This is a genomic window from Novosphingobium sp. DS6-6, from assembly GCF_057784975.1.
This window is the reverse complement of the sequence record NZ_JBYNTS010000007.1, coordinates 74,825-95,580: the sequence shown is the minus strand read 5'-3', so window position 1 is coordinate 95,580 and position 20,756 is coordinate 74,825. Positions and strand designations below refer to the sequence as shown.

13 protein-coding genes are annotated in these 20,756 nt (G+C 64.5%); 6 read left to right on the top strand and 7 right to left on the bottom strand.

Annotated features, from left to right (window positions below; all coding sequences use genetic code 11):
* Window positions 1-8: 8 nt before the first annotated feature.
* Window positions 9-2,423, bottom strand: a complete 2,415-nt coding sequence (locus AC3EDY_RS10320; protein WP_488572409.1) for a glycogen/starch/alpha-glucan phosphorylase — start codon at window positions 2,421-2,423, stop codon at window positions 9-11.
* A 405-nt stretch (window positions 2,424-2,828) separates the two neighbouring features.
* Window positions 2,829-4,877, bottom strand: coding sequence for a TonB-dependent receptor plug domain-containing protein (locus AC3EDY_RS10315; protein WP_488572408.1), 2,049 nt, complete (start codon window positions 4,875-4,877; stop codon window positions 2,829-2,831).
* A gap of 515 nt (window positions 4,878-5,392) precedes the next feature.
* Here AC3EDY_RS10315 and AC3EDY_RS10310 point away from each other — a divergent pair.
* Window positions 5,393-6,787: a M20/M25/M40 family metallo-hydrolase gene (locus tag AC3EDY_RS10310; protein ID WP_488572407.1), complete on the top strand. Its 1,395-nt coding sequence runs from the start codon at window positions 5,393-5,395 to the stop codon at window positions 6,785-6,787.
* Here AC3EDY_RS10310 and betI read toward each other — a convergent pair.
* Complete coding sequence (gene betI, locus AC3EDY_RS10305) at window positions 6,768-7,442, bottom strand: transcriptional regulator BetI (RefSeq protein ID WP_488572406.1); 675 nt, start codon at window positions 7,440-7,442, stop codon at window positions 6,768-6,770. The genes AC3EDY_RS10310 and betI overlap by 20 nt on opposite strands.
* 56 nt (window positions 7,443-7,498) lie before the next feature.
* Here betI and AC3EDY_RS10300 point away from each other — a divergent pair, with 56 nt between their 5' ends.
* Together AC3EDY_RS10300 and AC3EDY_RS10295 are read left to right on the top strand one after the other, a co-directional pair.
* A complete protein-coding gene (locus tag AC3EDY_RS10300) occupies window positions 7,499-8,761 on the top strand; it encodes an aromatic ring-hydroxylating oxygenase subunit alpha (RefSeq protein WP_488572405.1) in 1,263 nt (420 codons plus the stop codon).
* Between the two features lie 32 nt (window positions 8,762-8,793).
* Window positions 8,794-10,407: a phytoene desaturase family protein gene (locus AC3EDY_RS10295; RefSeq protein WP_488572404.1), complete on the top strand. Its 1,614-nt coding sequence runs from the start codon at window positions 8,794-8,796 to the stop codon at window positions 10,405-10,407.
* Window positions 10,408-10,467: 60 nt separating this feature from the next.
* On the opposite strand, the gene AC3EDY_RS10290 is transcribed toward AC3EDY_RS10295, so the two are convergent.
* On the bottom strand, window positions 10,468-11,760 hold the full coding sequence (locus tag AC3EDY_RS10290) for an amino acid permease (RefSeq protein WP_488572403.1): 1,293 nt from the start codon (window positions 11,758-11,760) through the stop codon (window positions 10,468-10,470).
* A 91-nt stretch (window positions 11,761-11,851) separates the two neighbouring features.
* On the opposite strand from AC3EDY_RS10290, the gene AC3EDY_RS10285 reads away from it, so the two are divergent.
* Window positions 11,852-13,453 (top strand): tetratricopeptide repeat-containing sulfotransferase family protein, encoded by a 1,602-nt coding sequence (locus AC3EDY_RS10285; RefSeq protein ID WP_488572402.1) that lies wholly within the window; start codon window positions 11,852-11,854, stop codon window positions 13,451-13,453.
* 164 nt (window positions 13,454-13,617) lie between these two features.
* The gene (locus tag AC3EDY_RS10280) at window positions 13,618-16,119 is read left to right on the top strand and encodes a TonB-dependent receptor (protein ID WP_488572401.1); all 2,502 of its coding nucleotides are present in this window, start codon (window positions 13,618-13,620) and stop codon (window positions 16,117-16,119) included.
* Between the two features lie 72 nt (window positions 16,120-16,191).
* Here the strand turns inward: AC3EDY_RS10280 and AC3EDY_RS10275 are convergent, their stop codons facing one another.
* Window positions 16,192-16,863, bottom strand: coding sequence for a response regulator transcription factor (locus tag AC3EDY_RS10275; protein WP_488572400.1), 672 nt, complete (start codon window positions 16,861-16,863; stop codon window positions 16,192-16,194).
* A 166-nt stretch (window positions 16,864-17,029) separates the two neighbouring features.
* Window positions 17,030-18,199, bottom strand: coding sequence for a 4-hydroxybenzoate 3-monooxygenase (gene pobA, locus AC3EDY_RS10270; RefSeq protein ID WP_488572399.1), 1,170 nt, complete (start codon window positions 18,197-18,199; stop codon window positions 17,030-17,032).
* 123 nt (window positions 18,200-18,322) lie between these two features.
* Between pobA and AC3EDY_RS10265 the strand changes: the two genes are divergently transcribed.
* Window positions 18,323-19,165 (top strand): helix-turn-helix domain-containing protein, encoded by an 843-nt coding sequence (locus AC3EDY_RS10265; RefSeq protein WP_488572398.1) that lies wholly within the window; start codon window positions 18,323-18,325, stop codon window positions 19,163-19,165.
* Between the two features lie 13 nt (window positions 19,166-19,178).
* Here AC3EDY_RS10265 and AC3EDY_RS10260 read toward each other — a convergent pair whose 3' ends face one another.
* Entirely contained in the window at window positions 19,179-20,729 is a 1,551-nt protein-coding gene (locus AC3EDY_RS10260) for an amidase (protein ID WP_488572397.1), read from the bottom strand.
* Window positions 20,730-20,756 lie beyond the last annotated feature (27 nt).

Here is a 20,756-nt window from a genome sequence, read left to right as displayed (position 1 = left end):
TCAGGATGTCAGACCCCCCAGATGTCGCGCGCGTATTCGCCGATCGTGCGGTCCGAAGAGAACCAGCCGACATTGGCGATATTGCGGATCGCGCTGGCGCGCCAGGCCGCCTGGTTTTCCCACCGCGTGTCCACCCCGCGCTGCGCCGCGTGATAGGCATCGAAATCGGCTGCGACCAGGAACCAGTCGCTGTCATAGAGACCGCCCATCAGCCCGGCATAGCGCTGTGGATCGTCGGGCGAGAAAACCCCGCTGGCAATGGCGGAAATCGCCTGGCGCAACTCGCGGCTGCCCTCGATGATCGCGCGCGGGTTGTAGCCATCGGCACGGGTTTGGGCCACTTCGTCGGCGGTGAGGCCGAATATCACGATATTTTCGTCGCCGACGTGGTCCTTGATCTCGATATTCGCGCCGTCGAGCGTGCCGATGGTCAGCGCGCCGTTCAGGGCAAACTTCATGTTGCCGGTGCCCGAGGCTTCCATGCCGGCGGTGGAAATCTGTTCCGAAAGATCGGCTGCCGGAATGATGCGCTCGGCCAGAGTAACGTTGTAATTGGGCACGAACACCACCTTGAGCAGGCCACCGACCGAAGGATCGGAATTGACGCGGCGGGCAATGTCGTTGGCCAGTTTGATGATCAGCTTGGCATTGTGATAGCTGGGGGCCGCCTTGCCGCCGAAGATCTTTACGCGCGGGGTCCAGTCGCGTTCCGGGTGGCTGCGGATCTGATCGTAAAGCGCCACGGTTTCGACAAGATTGAGCAACTGGCGCTTGTATTCGTGGATGCGCTTGATCTGCACGTCGAACAGTGCATCAGGATCGAGGCGGATGCCGGTCAATTGCTTGATATGCCCGGCCAGCGCCACTTTGTTGGCCCGCTTGACCTCGGCAATCCGTTCTCCCAGCTGCGTATCGTCGGCAAGGGCGTTGAGGTCTGAAAGCTTTTCCGCATCGTCGAGGAACGCGTCGCCGATCGCCTCCTTGATCACTCCGACCAGGCGCGGGTTGCACTGCTGCAGCCAGCGGCGCGGCGTCACGCCGTTGGTCTTGTTGTTGATCCGCGTGGGATAAAGCGCGTGAAGATCGGCAAAGACCGTGCTTTTCATCAGCTCGGTATGCAGTGCGGCCACGCCGTTGATCGAATGCGCCCCGACGAAAGCCAGGTTGGCCATGCGCACGCGGCGTTCGCCGGCCTCATCGATCAGGCTGATCGCGGCGATGGCGCGATCGTCCAAACCGGCCTTGCGCGCCTCGCGCAGCACGCGGCTGTTGATCGCATAGATGATCTGCATGTGCCGTGGCAGCAGCCGTTCGAACAGCGGCAATGGCCAGCTTTCCAGCGCTTCTGGCAGCAATGTGTGATTGGTGTAGCCGATCGTGCGCCTGGTAACGTCCCATGCCTCGACAAAATCCAGTCCGTGTATGTCGACAAGCAGGCGCATCAGTTCGGCGACCGCCACCGACGGGTGCGTGTCGTTGAGCTGGATCGCCGCTTTGTCGGGCAGAGTGCGCACGTCGCCATGATACTGCGCGTGGCGGCGCACGATGTCCTGGATGGAGGCGGCGGTGAAGAAATATTCCTGCCGCAGCCGCAGTTCCTGCCCGGCCGGCGTGCTGTCGGCAGGATAGAGCACGCGCACCAGGGCATCGGCGCGCACCTGTTCGGCCAGAGCGCCGGCATGGTCTCCGGCGTTGAACGCGTCGAGGCGGATCGGATCGAGCGCGTTGGCCGTCCACAGGCGCAGCGTGTTGACCCGCTTGCCCTTGTAGCCGACCACAGGGGTATCGACAGCGCTGGCTTCGACCTTTTCGTGCGGGTGCCATTCCACCCCGCCATCGCCATCGTCGATCACTTCGCCGCCAAAGCCGATGATATAGGCGCTTTCGCGGCGGTCGAATTCCCAGGGATTGCCATGCGAGAGCCACGTTTCGGGCAGTTCCACCTGCCAGCCGTCGTCGATGCGCTGGCGGAACATGCCGTTCACATAGCGGATCCCATAGCCGTAGGCCGGAATATCGAGACTGGCGAGACTCTCCATGAAGCAGGCGGCAAGGCGGCCCAGGCCGCCGTTGCCCAGCGCCGCATCGGGCTCCTGCTCTTCCAGCGCGGCAAGATCGAAACCATGGCTGGCCAGGGCCTTTTCCATTTCGCGCGTCAGGCCCAGATTCGACAGGGCATCGCGCAGCAAGCGGCCGATCAGGAATTCCAGGCTCAGATAATAGACCCGCTTCCCGCCCTGGTCATAGGTCTTGCGGGTGGATTCCATCCAGCGGTCGATGATCGCATCGCGCAGGGCGAGGCACGTGGCGGTATACCAATCGTGCGGCTTCGCGGCGCGTTCGTCCTTGCCCACGCGGTGGCGCAGCACGTCGAGAATATGGGCGTCGATTTCGGCAACCTTGGACGTGATTTCGAGGCTCATGGCTAGTGGCTCCACCTGCATTGGACCTTGCCATGCCGCGCGCAACCAAAGGCGCGCCATGGATCGGGCCGGTTATCCCGGCCTTCCTGTGGCTCCCGCCGCCATGCCCTCGCGGCCAGATCCCGCACTCTTGCAGCACATGGCACGATGCCGGCAGTTTTCTGCCGCAGCCCGGCTTGCACCAGCTGCGGCCTCCCGTCCCAAGGGGTAGGCCAGGCCGGGGGCTGCCGACAAGCGCTTGTTGTCAAATCTGCCGGATTTTGCCCGATCCCGCGCACGGCCCCTCCCGCTGTTTTGTCCCGACGCTAGGCCGATCGTGGCCGCCTGTCGCCCGGCAGCGACGATGAATACGATTGCAGCACCGCACGACATTTCAAAACCGGGCGCGAATGCGCCGCAGCGCGGCTATTTCAACCCGATGCGCAACCCCGCCCACAGCGTGCGGGGAGTGCCGGTATCGATCGTGCCGCCTGAATTGCGGGTCACGATGGTTTCATCAAGCAGATTCTCGCCACGCAGGACCAGGCGGCAACAAGCGGTCAGCGGCAGCTCTGCAAAGGCGTCCAGCGTCGTCGCTGCGGGCAAAGGCGCGGTCTGCAGATCGTCTTCATAGGCAAGGCCCGAGTGGCGCAGCGTCAACGCCCCGGTCCAGCGCGGGGCCGGGCGCCAGGCGACCGTAGCGCTGCCGGCAATCCGGGGCGTCTGGGCCGGGCGTCTGCCGTCAAGCGCAGTGCCGGGCGCTTCCACCTTGGCATCGGTGAGCGCCAGGCTGCCGTTCAGGGAAACCTTGCCCGCCGTGATCTCCACCCCGAATTCCAGCCCGAGGGCGTGAACGGCTGCAATGTTCTCTCGCTGGCGCACGGTGGTGTTGCCGGTGGTCGACAACGTGACATTGGCAATCGCGTCTTTCACCCTGTTATCGAAAGCCGTCATCGACAGGCTTACGCCCCGCGCCGGGTTCAGGTCCACGCCCGCTTCGAAGCCGGTCAGCCGCTCGTTCCGCAGCCTCGGATTGCGCTGCGTAATGGTAAGCGAAACGCCTCCGCCGCCGTTGGGGGCGGCCAGGGTGAACGAACGATAAAGTTCATTGAGCGTCGGCAGTCGCAGCCCGGTATAGGCAGCGCCGCGAAGCAAGGCCCAGCGGGCCAGGTGCAGCACTGCCCCGCCACGCCAGCTATCCTGCCACCCCGCGCGCGGCGCAGCGGCCGGATCCCGGGCCGATGTGCTGGTGACGAGTCCGGCCGCGTCGCGTTCCTCGTAACGCCCGTCGGTAATGCTCCAGCGGTCGGCCCGCCCGCCCGCCGTCAGCACCAACGGCCCCAGCGTCCAGTCGCCTTCGACGAAGAAACCCAGGTCTTCGGTCCGGCCCCCGGCGCGGCGCCGCGCGGTGACGAGGCCCGTTGCGGCAGACAGCGCGTTTTCCCGGGTTTCGCCGCTCGCCCGGCGCCAGTCAGCCCCCAGCTTGAGCACATGGCCCCCGCCGATCGGCGGGCGCAGCTCCAGCTTGCCGCCAAGGCCGGTGGAAGGCGTGCCGTACTGGTCCAGCGTTTTCCGGAAGCTGGTGGAGCTTACCGTCACCGCATGAAAATCGCGCGCCTGAACATAGGCCAGCGCATCGAACTGCCAGGCGCCGCGCCCCACCAGGCGCAGGCTGCCGTCCTGCCCGCTGATGCCGTTGTCGGCGCCGGCAAAGCGCAGCGTGCGTTCATCCTGAAAGGCCGCCACGCGGGCCTGCACTTCCACGTCGGATGCCAAGGGTGCCACCGCGCGTATGCCGGCAGACCAGCTTTCGTAGCGGGCCTTGGCGCTGGCGCTCACCCGCTGGCTTTCCGGCGTTGTCCAAAAGCCCTGGCCGCGGTCCCACCGCCCGGTCACCACGGCAAAGCCTTGGCCCAGCCGCGGTGCCAGCGCGCCCGAAAGCGTGGTCTCGCCGCGATCGTTGGCCAGGGCCTGCGCGTTGAACCGGCCGAGTCCGGCGGCGCCTGCGCTGGCCATGTCCACAGTGCCAGCCACCGCGCCCGCGCCGAAAGCGCCGGATCCGCCGCCGCGCTGCACCCGCACGCGGGCCAGCCGCTCGGGATCGATCGCGCTCAGCGGAATATAGCCGAAGAACGGATCGGCCATGGGCACGCCATCGAGCAGCACCAGCGTGCGGCTGGTGGCGTTGCCGCCCAGCGCGCGCAGCGTGATGCCCTGCGCCGAAGGGTTTGACGCGCGACTGTCTGAGCGGCGGAACTGCTGGACACCGGCGGCCGAAAGCAAAGCATCGTCAAGGCGTCCCGATGCCGTTGCGTTGAGCTGCGCCGCCGAAATCGTCTGCGTGTTGTAGGCAGGGCTCGCCGGCGTCGCTTCCAGGCCCACGCCGCTGACCACGATCGGCTGCGCCTCTCGCTCGGTCTGGGCCGGCGCACTGGCCAGGGCCGGCGCGGGCCAGAAAATGGCGGGCGGACCCATGGTCAGCAAAGCCCGCAGGCCTGACCGCGACGTCGCTTTCGGTCTAAACACGCAACTGATCCTCTCCGGCACATCTCCCGGTTCAGGTGCCTTATGGATTGAAGGTTCCGTTCCGTCACGCAGGTTGCGCGCGGGATGGCCTCCGGCCTATGGTGGCTTGCCGCCACGCAGCACCGCCCGGCAAGCCGAAAAAAAGGCCGCACCAGATGGAGCGGCCTTGAAAAGTTTGGGAGAGGATGCCTGAAAGGCCCGACCCTTTTGTATGCCGCAGTGCACCTTTGCAAGTGCGAAAACCAAAGTTTATATTGCAATTAATGCAACTGTCCCTGTCTATTATATGCAGCTTTCACGGCCGGGCTTTGCAGAATTGCATCATATCACTGATTAATATACAGAAAAATTATTGAAATGCTTTGCAATCCCGCGGTGCGATGGCAATTATGCGAATTGCCCGCCTGGCGCGGCTACCCACTTTTTGTGTGCCAAACCTGTTTCATGTCGTTCTGGAGCGTCAGATGAAGCCCACTTTGCCCGCGCTTGTGCTTGCCCTTCTCACCCTTACGGCCGTGCCTGCGAGGGCGGCGGCTCATTCGGGAGCGGAAGCGCAGGCTCTGGACCTGGCGAAGCAGACCATGGCCATGCGGTCGGTCCAGGGGCCGGGCAACGAAACGCCCAAAGTGGCCGCGCTCTATCGTGACACGCTGATCAAGGCCGGCTGGGTACCAGCCGATATTGAAATCGTGCCGGTTAATGACACCGCCTATCTGCTGGCGACCTGGAAAGGCAGCGATCCCGGGCTCAAGCCGCTGGTCGTTTCGGGCCATATCGATGTGGTCGAGGCAAAGCGTGCGGATTGGCAGCGCGATCCGTTCGTGCCGGTGGTGGAAAACGGCTATCTTTTCGGGCGCGGCGCGCTCGACATGAAACTGAAAGCCGCGCTCGCCGTGTCCACGCTGATCGAGATGCGTCAACGGGGCTACAAGCCGCAGCGAACGATCGTGATCGCTTTCTCGGGCGATGAAGAGACAGAGATGAAGACCAGCCGCCTGCTGGCCGAACGCCTGAAAGGCGCCGACCTGGTCATCAATCTCGATGGTGGCGGCGGCCTGCTGGCCGAAGACACCGGCAAGCCGCAGGTCTGGAGTTGGGACGGCGCCGAGAAAAGCTATGCCGATTTCCGGCTGGAAGTGACCAATCCGGGCGGCCACAGTTCCAAACCGCACAAAGACAATGCGATTGTCCAGCTTTCCCAGGCGCTGGTCAATATCGGCGCCTATCACTTCACCCCCGAACAGAACCCGCTGACCAAAGCGTTTTTCCAGGGCGTGGCCGGAACCATGCCCGATCCCCGGGTTGCCGGGGCCATGCGCACCTTTGCCGCCGATGCCACCGACGCCGAGGCGATCGCCACCTTGCGGGGCCTGCCGATATTCATCGGTTACGTCGAAACGACTTGCGTGCCGACGATGGTCAATGGCGGGCACGCGCTCAACGCGCTGCCGCAACGCGCCACCGCCAATATCAACTGCCGGATCTTTCCCGGGCACCAGCGCGACGAGATCATGGCCGAACTGGTCCGCGTGGCTAACGCCCCGGCCGTCCGGTTTGCCGATGTGACCCAGGGTTCGACCACGTCCCCCGCCAGCCCGATGCGCCCGGATTTCGTCAATGCGGCCAACAAGGCCATCGGCCTTGCCTATCCTGGCATCGTGGTCATCCCCGGCCAGGCATCGGGGGCGTCGGACTCGATGTGGTATCGCGCCAACGGGGTGGACGCCTATGGCGCCGGCCCGGTATTTATCAAGCAGAGCGAGCAGTTTGCGCACGGCCTCGACGAGCGCGTGCCGCTGTCCAACATCGGCCCGGGGATTGTTTATCTGACCAGCCTGTTCACCGATCTGTCCCGCTAGACTCCGGGGCACAAAGGCTCCGCAGGAAACGCCGGGCGATCGTGCCTGCCTCTTTGCCGGACAGGCCACGTGGCGACAGGCACAGCTCGAGCCACAGTCCGTCGACCAGCGCCGTCACCGCGATTGCCGCCTGGGCGAGCCGCGCCTGCGCCACGCCTGCTTCCAGCAGCAGACGTTCCAGCCGTTCCCGATGGCCGGCATATTGCGCGTCACGCTGGCGGGCGATCTGCGGCTGGTTGGGCACCAGGCTCCAGAACGCGATCCAGGTGGCGAGCAGAGCCGGCTCGGCGACCGGCGGGGCAAAGCTTGCGGTGACGAAGGCTTCCAGCCGGGCTTCGGGCAAGGGGGGCGCGGCTGCGACAGCGGCGTCGAGTGCCCGGGTCACCATGGCATCCACGTGGCCATAGGTTTCGGCAATCAGCGCGTCGATCCCGGTGAAGTAATGGCCGACGAGCCCGGGCGAGACGCCGGCTTCCTGGGCGATCGCGCGCAAGCTCGCACCGTTGGCACCGGCGCGGGCCAGCACGCGCATCGCCGCCTCGATCAGGCTTTGCCGCCGGGCGTCGGGTTCTGCCCGGCGCCCCAGCGGTTGCCGCGACCGGCGTGGGGCAGGGGGGCGGGGCGGGCCGTCGTCGTGAGCATCGGCACCTGGCATCTTGCACTTCCCAAGTGTTGTTGTACATTTGTACAATAGGAGGATTCGTTCAACCCATGGCCGATCTTGTTCCCGGTGAACACCGTCATTCGCTGATAGCGCAATGCGCCGGTCAAACGGGAGCCGCCGATCCCGACGCGGATCGGGGCCTTCCCGGCTGGGTTTACCACGATCCCGAATTTGCCGCGCTCGAAATGGACCGTATCATCCGGCCGTCCTGGCAGATCGTTTGCCATGACAGCGATCTGGCCCGGCCGGGGGACTGGCGCAACCTGGCCTATTGCGGGGAAAACGTCATTGTCGTGCGCGGCGAAGACGGCGCTTTGCGTGCGTTTCTCAACGTGTGCCGCCACCGCGCCATGCGCCTGGTGGAAGGGGCTGCGGGGTCTGTGCGCAAGTTCGTGTGCCCTTATCACGCCTGGACCTATGAAACCGACGGGCGGTTGACCGGGGTGCCGATGCGGCACGATTATCCCGCGCTCGATCCTGCCGAAAACGGTCTGGTGCCGGTCGATCTCGAAGTCTGGCACGGCTTCGTCTTCGTGCGGCTGGAAAACCATGGCTTTCCCGGCGTCGCCGAAATGATGGCGCCTTACGAAGCGGAAGTGGCCCCCTATCGCCTGGCCGCGTTGCGCCGCATCGGCGACGTGCGCGAGCGCCCGCGCGCGGTGAACTGGAAGAACGTGGGCGACAACTATTCCGACAATCTGCACATTCCCGTGGCGCATGACGGCCTTTCGCGCCTGTTCGGCAAGTCTTACGAAATTTCCGCCGCACCATGGGCCGATCGCATGAAAGGCGATCTGGTCGACGCGCCGAGCCGCCATTTCTGGGAGCGATTCTATCAGGCCCACCTGCCGCGCGTGCCGCACCTGCCCGATGCGGCACAGCGACGCTGGCTCTATTACAAGCTCTGGCCCAACATGGCGTTCGATATCTATGCCGACCAGGTCGATTTCATGCAGTGGCTGCCGACATCGCCCACCACCTGCACGCTACGCGAAATGGTGTTCGCCCTGCCCGACAGCGCAACCCCGCCCGGGCAGCAGCGGACGATGAAACTGGTGCGCTATGCCAACTGGCGGATCAACCGCGTGGTCAACCGGGAAGACACCTGGCTTATCGAGCGCGTGCAGCAGGGCATGGGCTCGCCCGGCTATGGCGCCGGCCCGATCGGCCGGAGCGAAGTGTGCCTGCGCAGCTTTGCCCGCAAGATCCGCGCGCTCATTCCCGAAGCGCGCCTGCATCGCCAGCCGCCGCCGGGCTGGAGCCGGCCCATGTCATCACGCGATGCGGGGTGGCAGGAAACGACCCCATAGATCCAGCTAACCCCCTCAAAGGACACGACACGATGAGCAACCGTTACGACGCCCTGATCATCGGCGGTGGCCACAATGGCCTGGTCTGCGCCTTCTACCTGGCCAAGGCCGGCATGAAAGTGCGTGTGCTCGAACGCCGCGACATCGTGGGCGGCGCCTGCGTGACCGAGGAATTCCATCCCGGCTTTCGCAATTCCACCGCCAGCTATACCGTCAGCCTGTTGCGGCCCAAGGTGATCGCCGACATGAAGCTGGCCGATCACGGCTACCGCGTGCTCGAACGCCAGATCAGCAACTTCTTTCCGTTTGCCGATACCTATCTGAAGCTCGGCGGCGGCGCGGCGCGGACACAGGCAGAATTCGCCCGCTTCTCGCAGAAGGATGCCGATGCCTATCCGCGCTATGACGCGGCGCTGGAACGGGTGGCGCAGGTCTTGCGCGATCTGGCCCTTCAGTGCCCGCCCAACGTGGGTGGCGGGTTGCATGCCCTTGCGGCCGCCGCGCGGCAGGGCTGGCCGTTGGCCCGGATGGACCTGGCCGCGCAGCGCGATCTGCTGGAAATCTTCACCCGGTCCGCGCGGGAGTTTCTGGATGGCTGGTTCGAAGACGATCACGTCAAATCCGCATTCGGCTTCGATGCAGTGGTCGGCAATTTCGCCGGGGTTTCCACGCCGGGTTCGGCCTATGTGCTGCTGCACCACGTTTTTGGCGAAGTGAACGGCAAGCTGGGCGCCTGGGGCCATGCGGTGGGCGGCATGGGCGCGATAACCCAGGCCATGGCCAGGGCCTGCGTGCTGGCCGGGGTGGACATCAGCCTGGAGAGCCCGGTTGCCAAAGTACTCGTCGACAAGGGCAAGGCCGCCGGGGTCAAGCTCGTGGGCGGGGAGGAACTCTATGCCCCGATCGTGGCTGCCAACGTTGGCCCTGCATTGCTCTATCGCCAGCTTGTCGAGCGCGCCGATCTCGATCCCGATTTCGCGCGCGCCATTGATGGCTACAAGACCGGATCGGGCACCTTCCGCATGAACGTCGCTCTTTCCGAACTGCCGGATTTCACCGTGCTTCCGGGCAAGAGCCAGGCCGAACACCATACCGCCGGCATCATCATTGCCCCGGGCATGGATTACATGGACCAGGCTTATGACGATGCGCGCGTTCACGGCTGGTCGAAAAAGCCGATCGTCGAAATCAAGATACCCAGCACGGTGGACAAGACCCTTGCCCCGGAAGGCGCCCATGTCGCCAGCCTGTTCTGTCAGCAGTTCAGCCCCGAGTTGCCCGACGGGCGCAGTTGGGACGATGTGCGCGAGCACGTGGCCGATCAGGTGATCGACACGATTACCGAACATGCGCCCAACTTCAGGAATGCCGTCATTGCCCGCCAGATCCATTCGCCGCTGGATCTCGAGCGCAAGTTCGGCCTGATCGGGGGAGACATCTTCCATGGCCGCATGAGCCTGGAGCAGCTTTGGGCCGCGCGCCCGGTGCTGGGCCACGGCGATTATCACGCCCCGATCAAGGGCCTTTACATGTGCGGTTCGGGAACGCACCCGGGCGGTGGCGTGACCGGCGCGCCAGGCCACAACGCCGCGGCGGAAATCATCCGCGACCGCTCGCTCCTGTGGAAAATGCTGCACCGGCAATGATGCAGCAAAAGCCCCGTTCCCGCGCAGGCCAAAGCGGGGCGGGGCAACGCTGTCCTTTGATCAGGCCATTGAACCGAGACGTTTCCATCGCACTGCGAGATAGACCGGCAGACCCAGCGCCACCAGCCCCAGGCCATAGCCGATCGCCTCGTATCCCAGGCCCCACAGCGCCCAGGCATTGAACGATGCGGCAAGAACCGCCAGGATCACGATCACCGGCTCGTCGCGCAGCAGGCGCATGGCGGCGGCCATTGTCGCGACATACGTCAGCAACCCGGCCGCCAGGCTTATCGACGCAATGAACGTGAACAGGTTTCCCATGTCGCGGCCATAGTTCAGCAGCGTGATCACGGTCAGCAGGGCAGACGAAACGAGATGCGCGTTGATCGGCGTGCCGGCCCTGGTTTCCTTGCCGAACCAGGCGGGAAACAAGCCGTCGCGCGCCATGGCCCAGGGTACTTCGGCCTGCACCAGGATAAAGCCGTTGAGTGTCCCGAACGCGCTGATCGCGGCGAAGGCCGCCACGATCCCCGAAATGTCGCCGCCCAGCCGCCGCCCCAGGAATTCGGCCACGGGGGAAGGGGATGCAGCCGCCAGGCTTTGGGGCATATAGGCCTGAAACGCCAGGGCAATACCCAGATAGACCAGGCCCGCCAGCCCGACGCCGATAAGCGTGGCGCGCGGCACGACCCGGGCGGCGTTTTCCACCTTCCCGGCCGGGACTGTCGCGGATTCAAGCCCGAGGAAACCCCAGAACGTGAGCCCCGCCGCGCTGGCCACCAGCGTGGACGAAAGCGCCACCGGTGGCTGGACCTCGCGCGGGGCGCCCGTGGCCAGCAGCCACAGTGCCAGGGCGATAACCCCCACCAGCGGCACCAGCTTGAGAACGGTTGTCACCATCTGCACGTCGCCCGCGCCGCGCACCCCGCGGATGTTGATCGCGGTCAGCAGCCATACCGCCGCCACGGCGACTCCCGCCGGGGCGCCCGGCGTGTGGCCCAGCCAGGGAACCAGCAGGCTGAGATTGGAAACCACTGCCACGGCCACCGCGCCGTTGCCGGCCCATGTCATGGTCCAATAGGCCCAGGCCGCGGCAAAGCCGGCACCGGGGCCGAATTGCTGCATGACATAGGCAAACGGTCCGCCCGGCAGCGGTTGGCGTGCCGCGAGTCGGGCAAAGACCATGGCCATGCACAGCGAGCCGGCAATCGTCACCATCCAGCCCGCGAGCTGGTTGATCCCGAGCGGTGCCAGCGTCGCAGGCAGAAGATAGATGCCCGAGCCGATCAGGTTGCCCACGACCAAAGCCAGCGTCATCCAGAAACCCAGGCCCCGCTTCGCTCTGTCTGCCACGCCGTTTTTCCCCCGCGCGCGCCGTGCCCGGCCGGCTTTGACAAGACTAACGCTTGATCGCGCGGCGTCACCATGTTTGTTGTCGCCTGCGATGACCGATGTGACCCTAGCTCCACGCCCCGCTTATGATCCGCGCCTCGTTGCGGCGGCAGCGGCCTTGAATGCGAACGATCTGCCGCGTGCCGAACCTTTGCTGCGTGCGCTTCTCAAGGAAGACCCGTTCGATGTGCGCGCCATCCGCCTGTTCGCGGAACTGGCGGGCCGGATCGGCCGCTATGGCGATGCCGAAAACCTGTTGCGCCGCGCGATCGAGCTCGATCCCGCATTTACCCCGGCGCGCGCCAATCTCGCTCTGGTGCTCTATCGCACCAATCGCGCTGCAGAGGCGTTGGAACAGCTTGCCCAGGTCACGGTCGAGGACCCGGAGAATCTCGGTCATGCCAATCTGGCCGCTGCCGCCAAAGGGCGCATCGGCGCTTTCGACGAGGCTCTGGCCCTTTACGAAAGAGTGCTGGCGCAAGCGCCGGACCAGCCGCGCGTGTGGATGAGCTATGGCCACATGCTCAAAACCGTGGGCCGCCAGGCCGACGGCATCGCCGCCTATCGACGGGCCATTGCCTTGATGCCCGGGCTGGGCGAAGCGTGGTGGAGCCTCGCCAATCTCAAGACCGTGCGCTTTGCCGAGGAAGACCTGGCCGCGATGCAGCAGGCCCTGGCCGATCCGGCGCTGGCCGCCGAAGACCGCTGGCATCTCGATTTCGCGCTGGGCAAGGCGTTCGAAGACCGCCGCGAAGCGCAGGCGGCCTTTGCCCACTATGCCGCAGGCAATGCGCTGCGCCGTCGCCGCATACCGTACAAAGCCGAAGAAACCACGCAGACGGTCGATGCCATGATTGCCACCGCCACGCCGGCTCTGTTCGCCGCGCGGCAGGGGGCCGGGCACGATGCGCGCGATCCGATCTTCGTCCTGGGCATGCCGCGCGCCGGCTCTACGCTGGTCGAACAGATTCTTGCCAGTCATTCCCGGGTGGAAGGCACCAGCGAATTGCCCGATATCGCGCAACTGGCGCGCAGCATACCCGATTATCCCGCGGGGCTTGCCGCGCTCGACCCGGCCGGATTGCGCAGGCTGGGCGAAAGCTATCTGCATACCACCCGCATTCAGCGCCATACCGACCGTCCGCTGTTCATCGACAAGATGCCCAACAACTGGGTACACGTGCCGCTGATCCGGCTGATCCTGCCGCATGCGCGGATCATCGATGCGCGGCGCCATCCGCTGGGCTGCTGCTTTTCCAATTTCAAGCAGCACTTCGCCCGGGGGCAGGGCTTCAGCTATGATCTCAGTGACATGGGTCGCTACTATGCCGATTACGTGCGGCTGATGGCCCATGTCGATGCGGTGCAGCCGGGCACGGTGCATCGCGTGATCTACGAGCGCATGGTGGAAGACACCGAAGCGGAAGTGCGCGCCCTGCTTGCCGCCTGCGGCCTGCCGTTCGAGCCGGACTGCCTCAGCTTTTACCGCACCGAAAGAGCGGTTCGCACCGCCAGTTCCGAACAGGTGCGGCAGCCCATCTTTCGCGAAGGGACGGAAGGCTGGAAAGCGTTCGAGCCCTGGCTCGATCCGCTCAAGGCGGCGCTCGGGCCGGTGCTCGATGCTTATCCGGAAGCACCGCAACAGTTTGCGTGACTGCCAGGCCCGTTGCAAAACTGTCACTGTGATCTAAGAACATGTGGTTGAGATTGTAACTGCTTGACGCAGGTTCCCATTGCGGCGCACATCGCGGGCACGATAAACGTTCAGGGTGGGTTGGCATGCGTACTGCGACGGCGGGATTCTCGCGCTTTCTTTTAATGACGAGTACCGCTTTGATGGCGCCCGCCAGCATTGCCATGGCGCAGGATGCTGCACCCCAGGCTCAGGCCGATACGGGCGAAAGCAACGAAATCGTCGTGACCGCGCAAAAGCGTTCGGAAAATCTTCAGAACGTCCCGATTTCGATCCAGGCGCTCGGCACGCAAAAGCTCAGCCAGCTCAACGTTTCGAACTTCAACGGCTATACCCAGCAACTGCCCTCGGTCATCTCTCAGGGAACGGGCACGCCGGGCGTCAATATCATCTACATGCGTGGCGTCGCCTCGGGCGGGGACGGCAACCATTCCGGCCCGCTGCCGTCGGTGGGCGTCTATCTCGATGAGCAGCCGGTCACCACGGTCGGCGGCAATCTCGACATTCACGTTTACGACATCGCCCGGATCGAAAGCCTCGCCGGCCCGCAAGGCACGCTCTATGGCGCTTCTTCGCAGGCCGGCACGATCCGCATCATCACCAACAAGCCCGATACCTCGGGCACATATGGCACGATGAATGTCGAGGTGAACCAGGTGCACAAGGGCGGCACCGGCGGCTCGGTGGAAGGAATGCTCAATTTCCCGTTGTCGGAAAAAGCCGCGCTGCGCGTGGTCGGGTATTACCAGAAAGACGCGGGTTTCATCGACAACGTGGCCGGCACGCGCAGCTTCCAGCCGCAGCCGGGCGGCATCACCATCAACAACAGTCAATTCGTCAAGAAAAACTACAACGACACCGACATAGCCGGCGGTCGTGCCCTGCTGAAAGTCGATCTCGACGGTGGTTGGACTGTCACGCCGGGGATCATGTACCAGGATACGCGCAGCCACGGCAACTATGGTTTCGACACGAGGCTTGGCGATTTGCAGGTGCAACACTTCCTGCCGGAATATCGCCGCGATATCTTTGCCCAGGCGTCGCTGACAATCGAAGGCAAGATCGGCAACTGGGATCTGACATATGCCGGGGCCTATCTTGATCGCAAAACATTCTCGTCCAGCGACTACACCGATTATGCCGAAGCTTATGACTCGCTTTATGCCAGCGTCGGCGGCCTTGCCGGATATTTCTATTACAAGGATAATGCGGGCAACCAGGTCAAACCGATCCAGCAGGTTTTCGGCCAGGATCATTTCAAGAAGATGAGCCACGAACTGCGCGTCGCCTCACCGGCCGGCGAACAGGCGCGCTTTGTCGGTGGATTGTTCTATCAGTTCCAGTCGAACGATATTCACCAGGATTACCAGGTGCAGGGCCTGGCTGACGATCTGTCCGTCAACGGCAAGCCGGGCACGCTCTGGCTCACGCAACAATACCGCGTCGACAGGGACTATGCTGCGTTCGGCGAAGTAAGTTATGATTTCACGCCCACGATAACCGCCACGGCGGGTGGCCGCTATTTCCGATATGACAATACGTTGATCGGGTTTGCCGGCTTTGGCCGAAATCCTGATTATTATCAGGGCGCCGACGACAATCCCCCGCCCAACGCCGCCGGTTCATCGCGAACCGGGGTGGCGGCTTGCTATACCACCAGTGGCCTTACACTGCGCGAAGCGCAACTGGCCGGCCAGACCAATATCACGCTCCTGCCTGCCGCGGTCAATGGCGGTCCATGCACCAACGTGGGTGAATATTCCAACGGAAGCGTCGTGCCCAAACGTGCCAAGGGCGATGGCGCCACCTATCGTTTCAACCTGACATGGAAACCGGAAGCCAATGTGACGGCTTATCTCACCGTCTCGCGTGGCTTCCGCCCCGGCGGGTTCAACCGCCGCGCCGGCCAGGGCCCTTACCAGCCAGACTATCTTACGAACTTCGAGGCAGGGTTGAAGACAACCTTGTTCGGTGGGCTTCTGCGGCTCAACACTGCCGTATATCTTCAGAACTGGAAGAACTTCCAGTTCGCTTTCCTCGGTGCCAACAGCTTGACCGAAATCAGCAACGGCCCCAATGCGCGCATTCGCGGCGTGGAGTTCGATGCCACAGTTGCCAAGGGTGGCTTGTCGTTCAACTTGAGCGGCTCTTACACCGATGCTCGTACGACGAAGAACCTTTGTGCCTCGGAAGATCTGTCCTATTCCTGTTCCGGCAGCGGCAATTACGTTTCCGCGCCGGCCAACACCCGCTTGCCGATCACGCCGAAGTGGAAGTTGGCCAGCACGCTGCGTTATACCGTTCCGCTTGGCCTTGCGAAGGTTTATGGACAGATCAACGCGACTTACCAAAGCTCTGCCGCGTCTGATGTGCGCACCAGACTGTTGCAGGCCGGCACTTTCATCAATCCGGCGGATCTGCTTGGGCGCCTCCCGGCGTTTACACAGGTAAATCTGGCATTCGGCAGCGAATGGGACAAGTATTCGCTTGAATTGTTCGCCACCAATGCTTTCGATGAACGTGGCCAGCTTGCACGGTATATCGCCTGTGGCGTATGCTATAACCGGGTCTATGTGGTGCCCAACCAGCCCCGCACGGTCGGCATTCGCGGCGGCATGAAATTCTGAACGGCACCCAGCCCATCTTCTTGTCTTCAAGAAAGGAGGTCGGGCTGGGCCAAGCGTCAAGCGTCGCCAGTGTCAAGGCTTATCCAGCACATAGCCCAGCGCGCGTACGGTGCGTAGCGGGTATCCGGCGCCGGCATCGCGTAGTGCGCGGCGCAGGCGGCTGACCCAGGCATCGACCGTGCGTTCGTCGATCGGCTGGCCCTGCTTACCCAGGGCGGCGATCAGCTGCTGGCGGGAAAAGACCTGGCCCGGCTGTTCCATCAGATAGCGCAGCAGGCGCAGTTCGTTCGGCATCAGGGCAATCGCCTTGTCCTTCCACCGCGCTTGCAAGGCCGTCAGGTCGAGGCTCAGATCGCCGAGGCGCAGCGTGCGGGTTACCGCTTCGCGTTCCGGCAATTGCACCGAGAGCACGCGATCCAGCACCGTGCCGCGATCGATCGGGCCGACGATGTAATCGTCTGCCCCGGCGCGCAGCGCGCGGCGCTTGGCCTCGGCGTCGTCCTCTTCCAGCACCATGGTCACATGTGCTGTTTCGGTCTGTGTGTCGCAGCGCAGGCGGCGGCACAGTTCCAGGCCGGAAAGCTCGGGCAGCAGCCAGTCGACGAAAGCCCAGGGCCGCCCGTCGAGCAAGGGCAGCGGCCCGGCGCCGTGCCAGGGGTGGAAGATCACCTTGAGGTCGCCATGGGCAAAGGCGTCGTGCCCGCCCTCGAGCGGATTGGTCAACAAGATATCGATTTGACGCATGAGCCCGCCTGCTGGGAAAGCAATAGCGGCTTCTTGTGGTTTTTTTGTGACCGCGCCATGACGAGGTCTGGTAATCTGTCACATTCCGGGGAAAATGGGCGCGCGCACCGTCAAACGGCGGTTGCAATTGCGTGCGGCCATGGCTGGTGCGCGCGCCACCAGATAGTCACACCGGCAAGCCGACATAGTTTTCGGCAATGCTGGTCTGCGCGGCGCGGCTGGTGGAGATATAGTCCAGTTCGGCAACCTGCATGGCCCGTTCGAACGGCCCGTCTTCGGGAAAACGATGCATCAGCTTGGTCAGCGACCAGCTGAAGCGCTCCGATTTCCACACGCGCGCCAGGGCCTTGGCCGAATATCCGGCGATCGCGTCAGGATCGTTGCCCTTGAAAAACGCCGTCAGCGCCTGCGCCGCATAATGCACGTCGCTTGCCGCCAGGTTGAGGCCCTTGGCGCCGGTGGGCGGGACGATATGCGCCGCATCGCCGCACAGCAGCAGGCTGCCGTGCCGCATCGGCTCGAACACATAGGACCGCAGCGGCGCTATCGATTTTTCGATCGAGGGGCCGCGCGTCATCTGCGCCGCGGCATCGGGACCTAGGCGGATCGCCAGTTCGTCCCATATGCGCGCGTCGCTCCAGTCCTCGATCTTTTCGGTCAGGGGCACGTCGACGTAGTAACGGCTGCGGGTATGGCTGCGCATGGAGGCCAGGGCAAAGCCGCGCTCGTGGTTGGCATAGATCAATTCATCGTTGCACGGCGGCACATCGGCCAGAATGCCCAGCCAGCCGAACGGATAGACGCGCTCGTATTCGCGTACCACGCCAGCGGGAATGGCTTTGCGCGATGGGCCGTGAAACCCGTCGCATCCCACGATGAAACGCGCGTCCAGTCGCTGCTCGCGTCCGTCGTGGATGAAGGTGAGCCACGGTGCATCGCTTTCGATTGCATGCAGGGCCACGTCGGCCGCGTCGTAAAGGACCTGGAGGCCGCGTTCGGGTGCCGCGTCCATCAGGTCGCGGGTCACTTCGGTCTGGCCATAGACCGTCACCGTCTTGCCTGTCAGATCGGCCACGTCGATGCGTATCAGCCGCTCGCCATCGGCCAGGTTGAATCCTTCCTCCACCAGCCCTTCGGCTTTGAGCCGGGCATCCAGGCCAAGGCGCTCCATCAGCCCGACCGTGATCGATTCCAGCACCCCGGCGCGGATGCGACCCAGCACGTAATCGCCGGTCTGGCGTTCCACGATCACGCAATCGATACCTTCGGCACGCAGCAGGTGGCCGAGCAGCAGGCCGGCGGGGCCGGCGCCAACGATGGCAACTTGGGTTTTCATCGCTCGTTTCTCTCCCTCGGGCAGCACATCGATCACTGCACCTCATGCCCCGATCTTGACATTCCCGGAGCCTTGCAGGAATGCATGCAGCCGACATAAGTTGGCACTTTCAGGACATATGAGATGGTGCAACCGGCCATTCCAAGCTATGCCCTCTATGGCGAGGAACAGGGCGATGTTGCGGCTGGTTTTGCCCATATCGAAACGATTGCTGCGCGATCTGCGCTGCATGACTGGGAGATACGGCCGCATCGCCACGCTCACTTCGTGCAATTGCTGCTGGTGCACACAGGACAGGCCCTTATCACGTTCGATGGGGTAGAGCAGGTGCTCGCAGGGCCGCTTGCCGTGATGGTGCCCGCCGGCGTCGTGCATGGCTTCCGCTTTGCCGCCGGCGTGGCGGGCCATGTCGTGACACTCGATGCCGATTTCACCGGTCGTGCCCCGGCCGCCGCCGATCCGTTGCGGCGAGCGCTGGTTCAGGGGCAGATCGAGGCGCTCGATCCCCAGCCGGCCCGCCGCGCAGCCTGGTTGGCAGCCGAAATGCTGATGCTGCAAGCCGAACGTGCAAGCACGGATCCGTTGCTGCTGGCGCTGGCCGAGACGCTGGCACGCTGTGTGGCCATGCCGTTGCCTGCTTCCAGCCTGCCGCGCGACACGCGCCTCGACCGCTTTGCGCAGCTTGTCGAGGTGCATTTTCGCAGCCACCGCGAACTGGCGTTCTATGCTGCCGCCCTTGGCACCACGCCGCGCACGCTTTCGCGGCTCACGGCAGCCAGGCTGGGGTGCAGCCCGATGGACGTGGTGCATCGGCGCCTTGCGCGCGAAGCCCAGCGCATGCTGCGCTATACCAACGCAACGGCCGCGCAAGTCGCCGCCGAACTCGGTTTCGAAGATCCGTCCTACTTTTCCCGGTTTTATCTGCGGCTTACCGGACGCCGTCCGGCGCAGGACAGGGGCGGATAGATTTTCACAGCCGTCAGGGCAGGGGTGGTGGCGCACGGCGCGCCTGGCCAGCCTGTTCGAAGGCATAGCCATAGGCCAGTATGCGGCCATCGTCCCAGGCGGTGCCGATGAACGATATCCCCACGGGGAGCCCGGCAACCAGCCCCATCGGCACCGTCAGGTGGGGGTAACCGGCCACCGCCGCCAACCCGCCGGCGCCACCGCCGACATAGTGATCTTTCAATACCGGATCGATCAGCCAGGCCGGGCCCATGGTCGGCGCGACCAGCGCCGTCACGCGATGGTCGGCCAGCATGCGATCGATCCCGTCCGGGCCGGCGGCCTGTCGCGCTTCGGCGGCTGCCTTGAGATAGACAGGATCGGTCAAGCCCTTGGTCTTCTCGGCGTTTTCGAAAAATTCCTGCCCGAACAGGGCAAGCTCGCGGGCGGCATGGGCGTTGTTGAAGGCGACAAGGTCCGCCAGCGTGCGTGTCGGCACGCTGATGGGGTCGGTCGAGGCCAGATAGCGTGCCATGTCTGCCTTGAGTTCGCTGGAAAGCACCTGCTCTTCCCGTTCGCCCAGCCCGGCGGTGGCGGGGGGCCTGGCCGTGATATCGACCAGCACGGCACCGGCGGCGCGCAAGGTGGCCAGCGCCTGCTCAAACACGGCATCGGTTTCCGGGTGGAACCCGGCGGCAAAGCGCATGACCCCTAGCCGCACGCCCTTGAGCGCGTCGGGCGACAACCGGGCGGCAATGGCGCGATCCTGGCGATCGGCGCGTTCGGTGGCCGGATCGGCCGGATCGCTGCCTGCCATGGCATCGAGCAGCAGCGCGGCGTCGCGCACGCTGCGCGCCATCGGGCCAGCGGTATCCTGGCTGTGGCTGATCGGCACGATATGGGTGCGGGAAACCAGGCCGACGGTCGGCTTGAACCCGACCAGGCCGTTCACCGCGGCGGGGCAGGTGATCGAGCCATCGGTTTCGGTGCCCACGGCCACGGCGGCAAGGCTGGCGGCGGCGGCCACCGCCGAGCCGGCGCTCGATCCGCAGGGCGTGCGCCGCAGGTCATAAGGGTTGCGCGTCTGGCCACCCATGGCGCTCCAGCCGCTGATCGAATGGTCGGAGCGGATGTTGGCCCATTCGGAAAGGTTGGTCTTGCCCAGAACGATCGCGCCCGCCGCGCGCAGGCGGGCCACCAGCGGGGCGTCACGACCGGTCACGTTGCCGGCGAGCGCCAGGCTGCCCGCGGTCGTCGCCACCGGGTCGGCCGTTTCGATATTGTCCTTGACCAGAACGGGAATGCCATCGAGCGGCCGGCGCATAGGCCGCGCGCGTCGGGCGGCATCGGCAGCGCGGGCCTGGTCGGCCGCGCGAGGGTTGAGCGCGATAACGGCATGGAGCGAGGGATCGAGGCGGGCGATCCGGGCCTCGTAAGCGGCGACGAGTTCGGCCGAGGTCACTCGTCCGGCGTCGAGATCGGCACGCAGCGTCTCCAGCGATTTTTCAGCAACGTCATAGGCATGGACCGTGGTCCCCGCGATCAGGGCCAGCGGCGCGGCGGCAGGAAGTAGCGGCAAGCGCATGACGAACCCCGTTGGCAGCGATTGGCC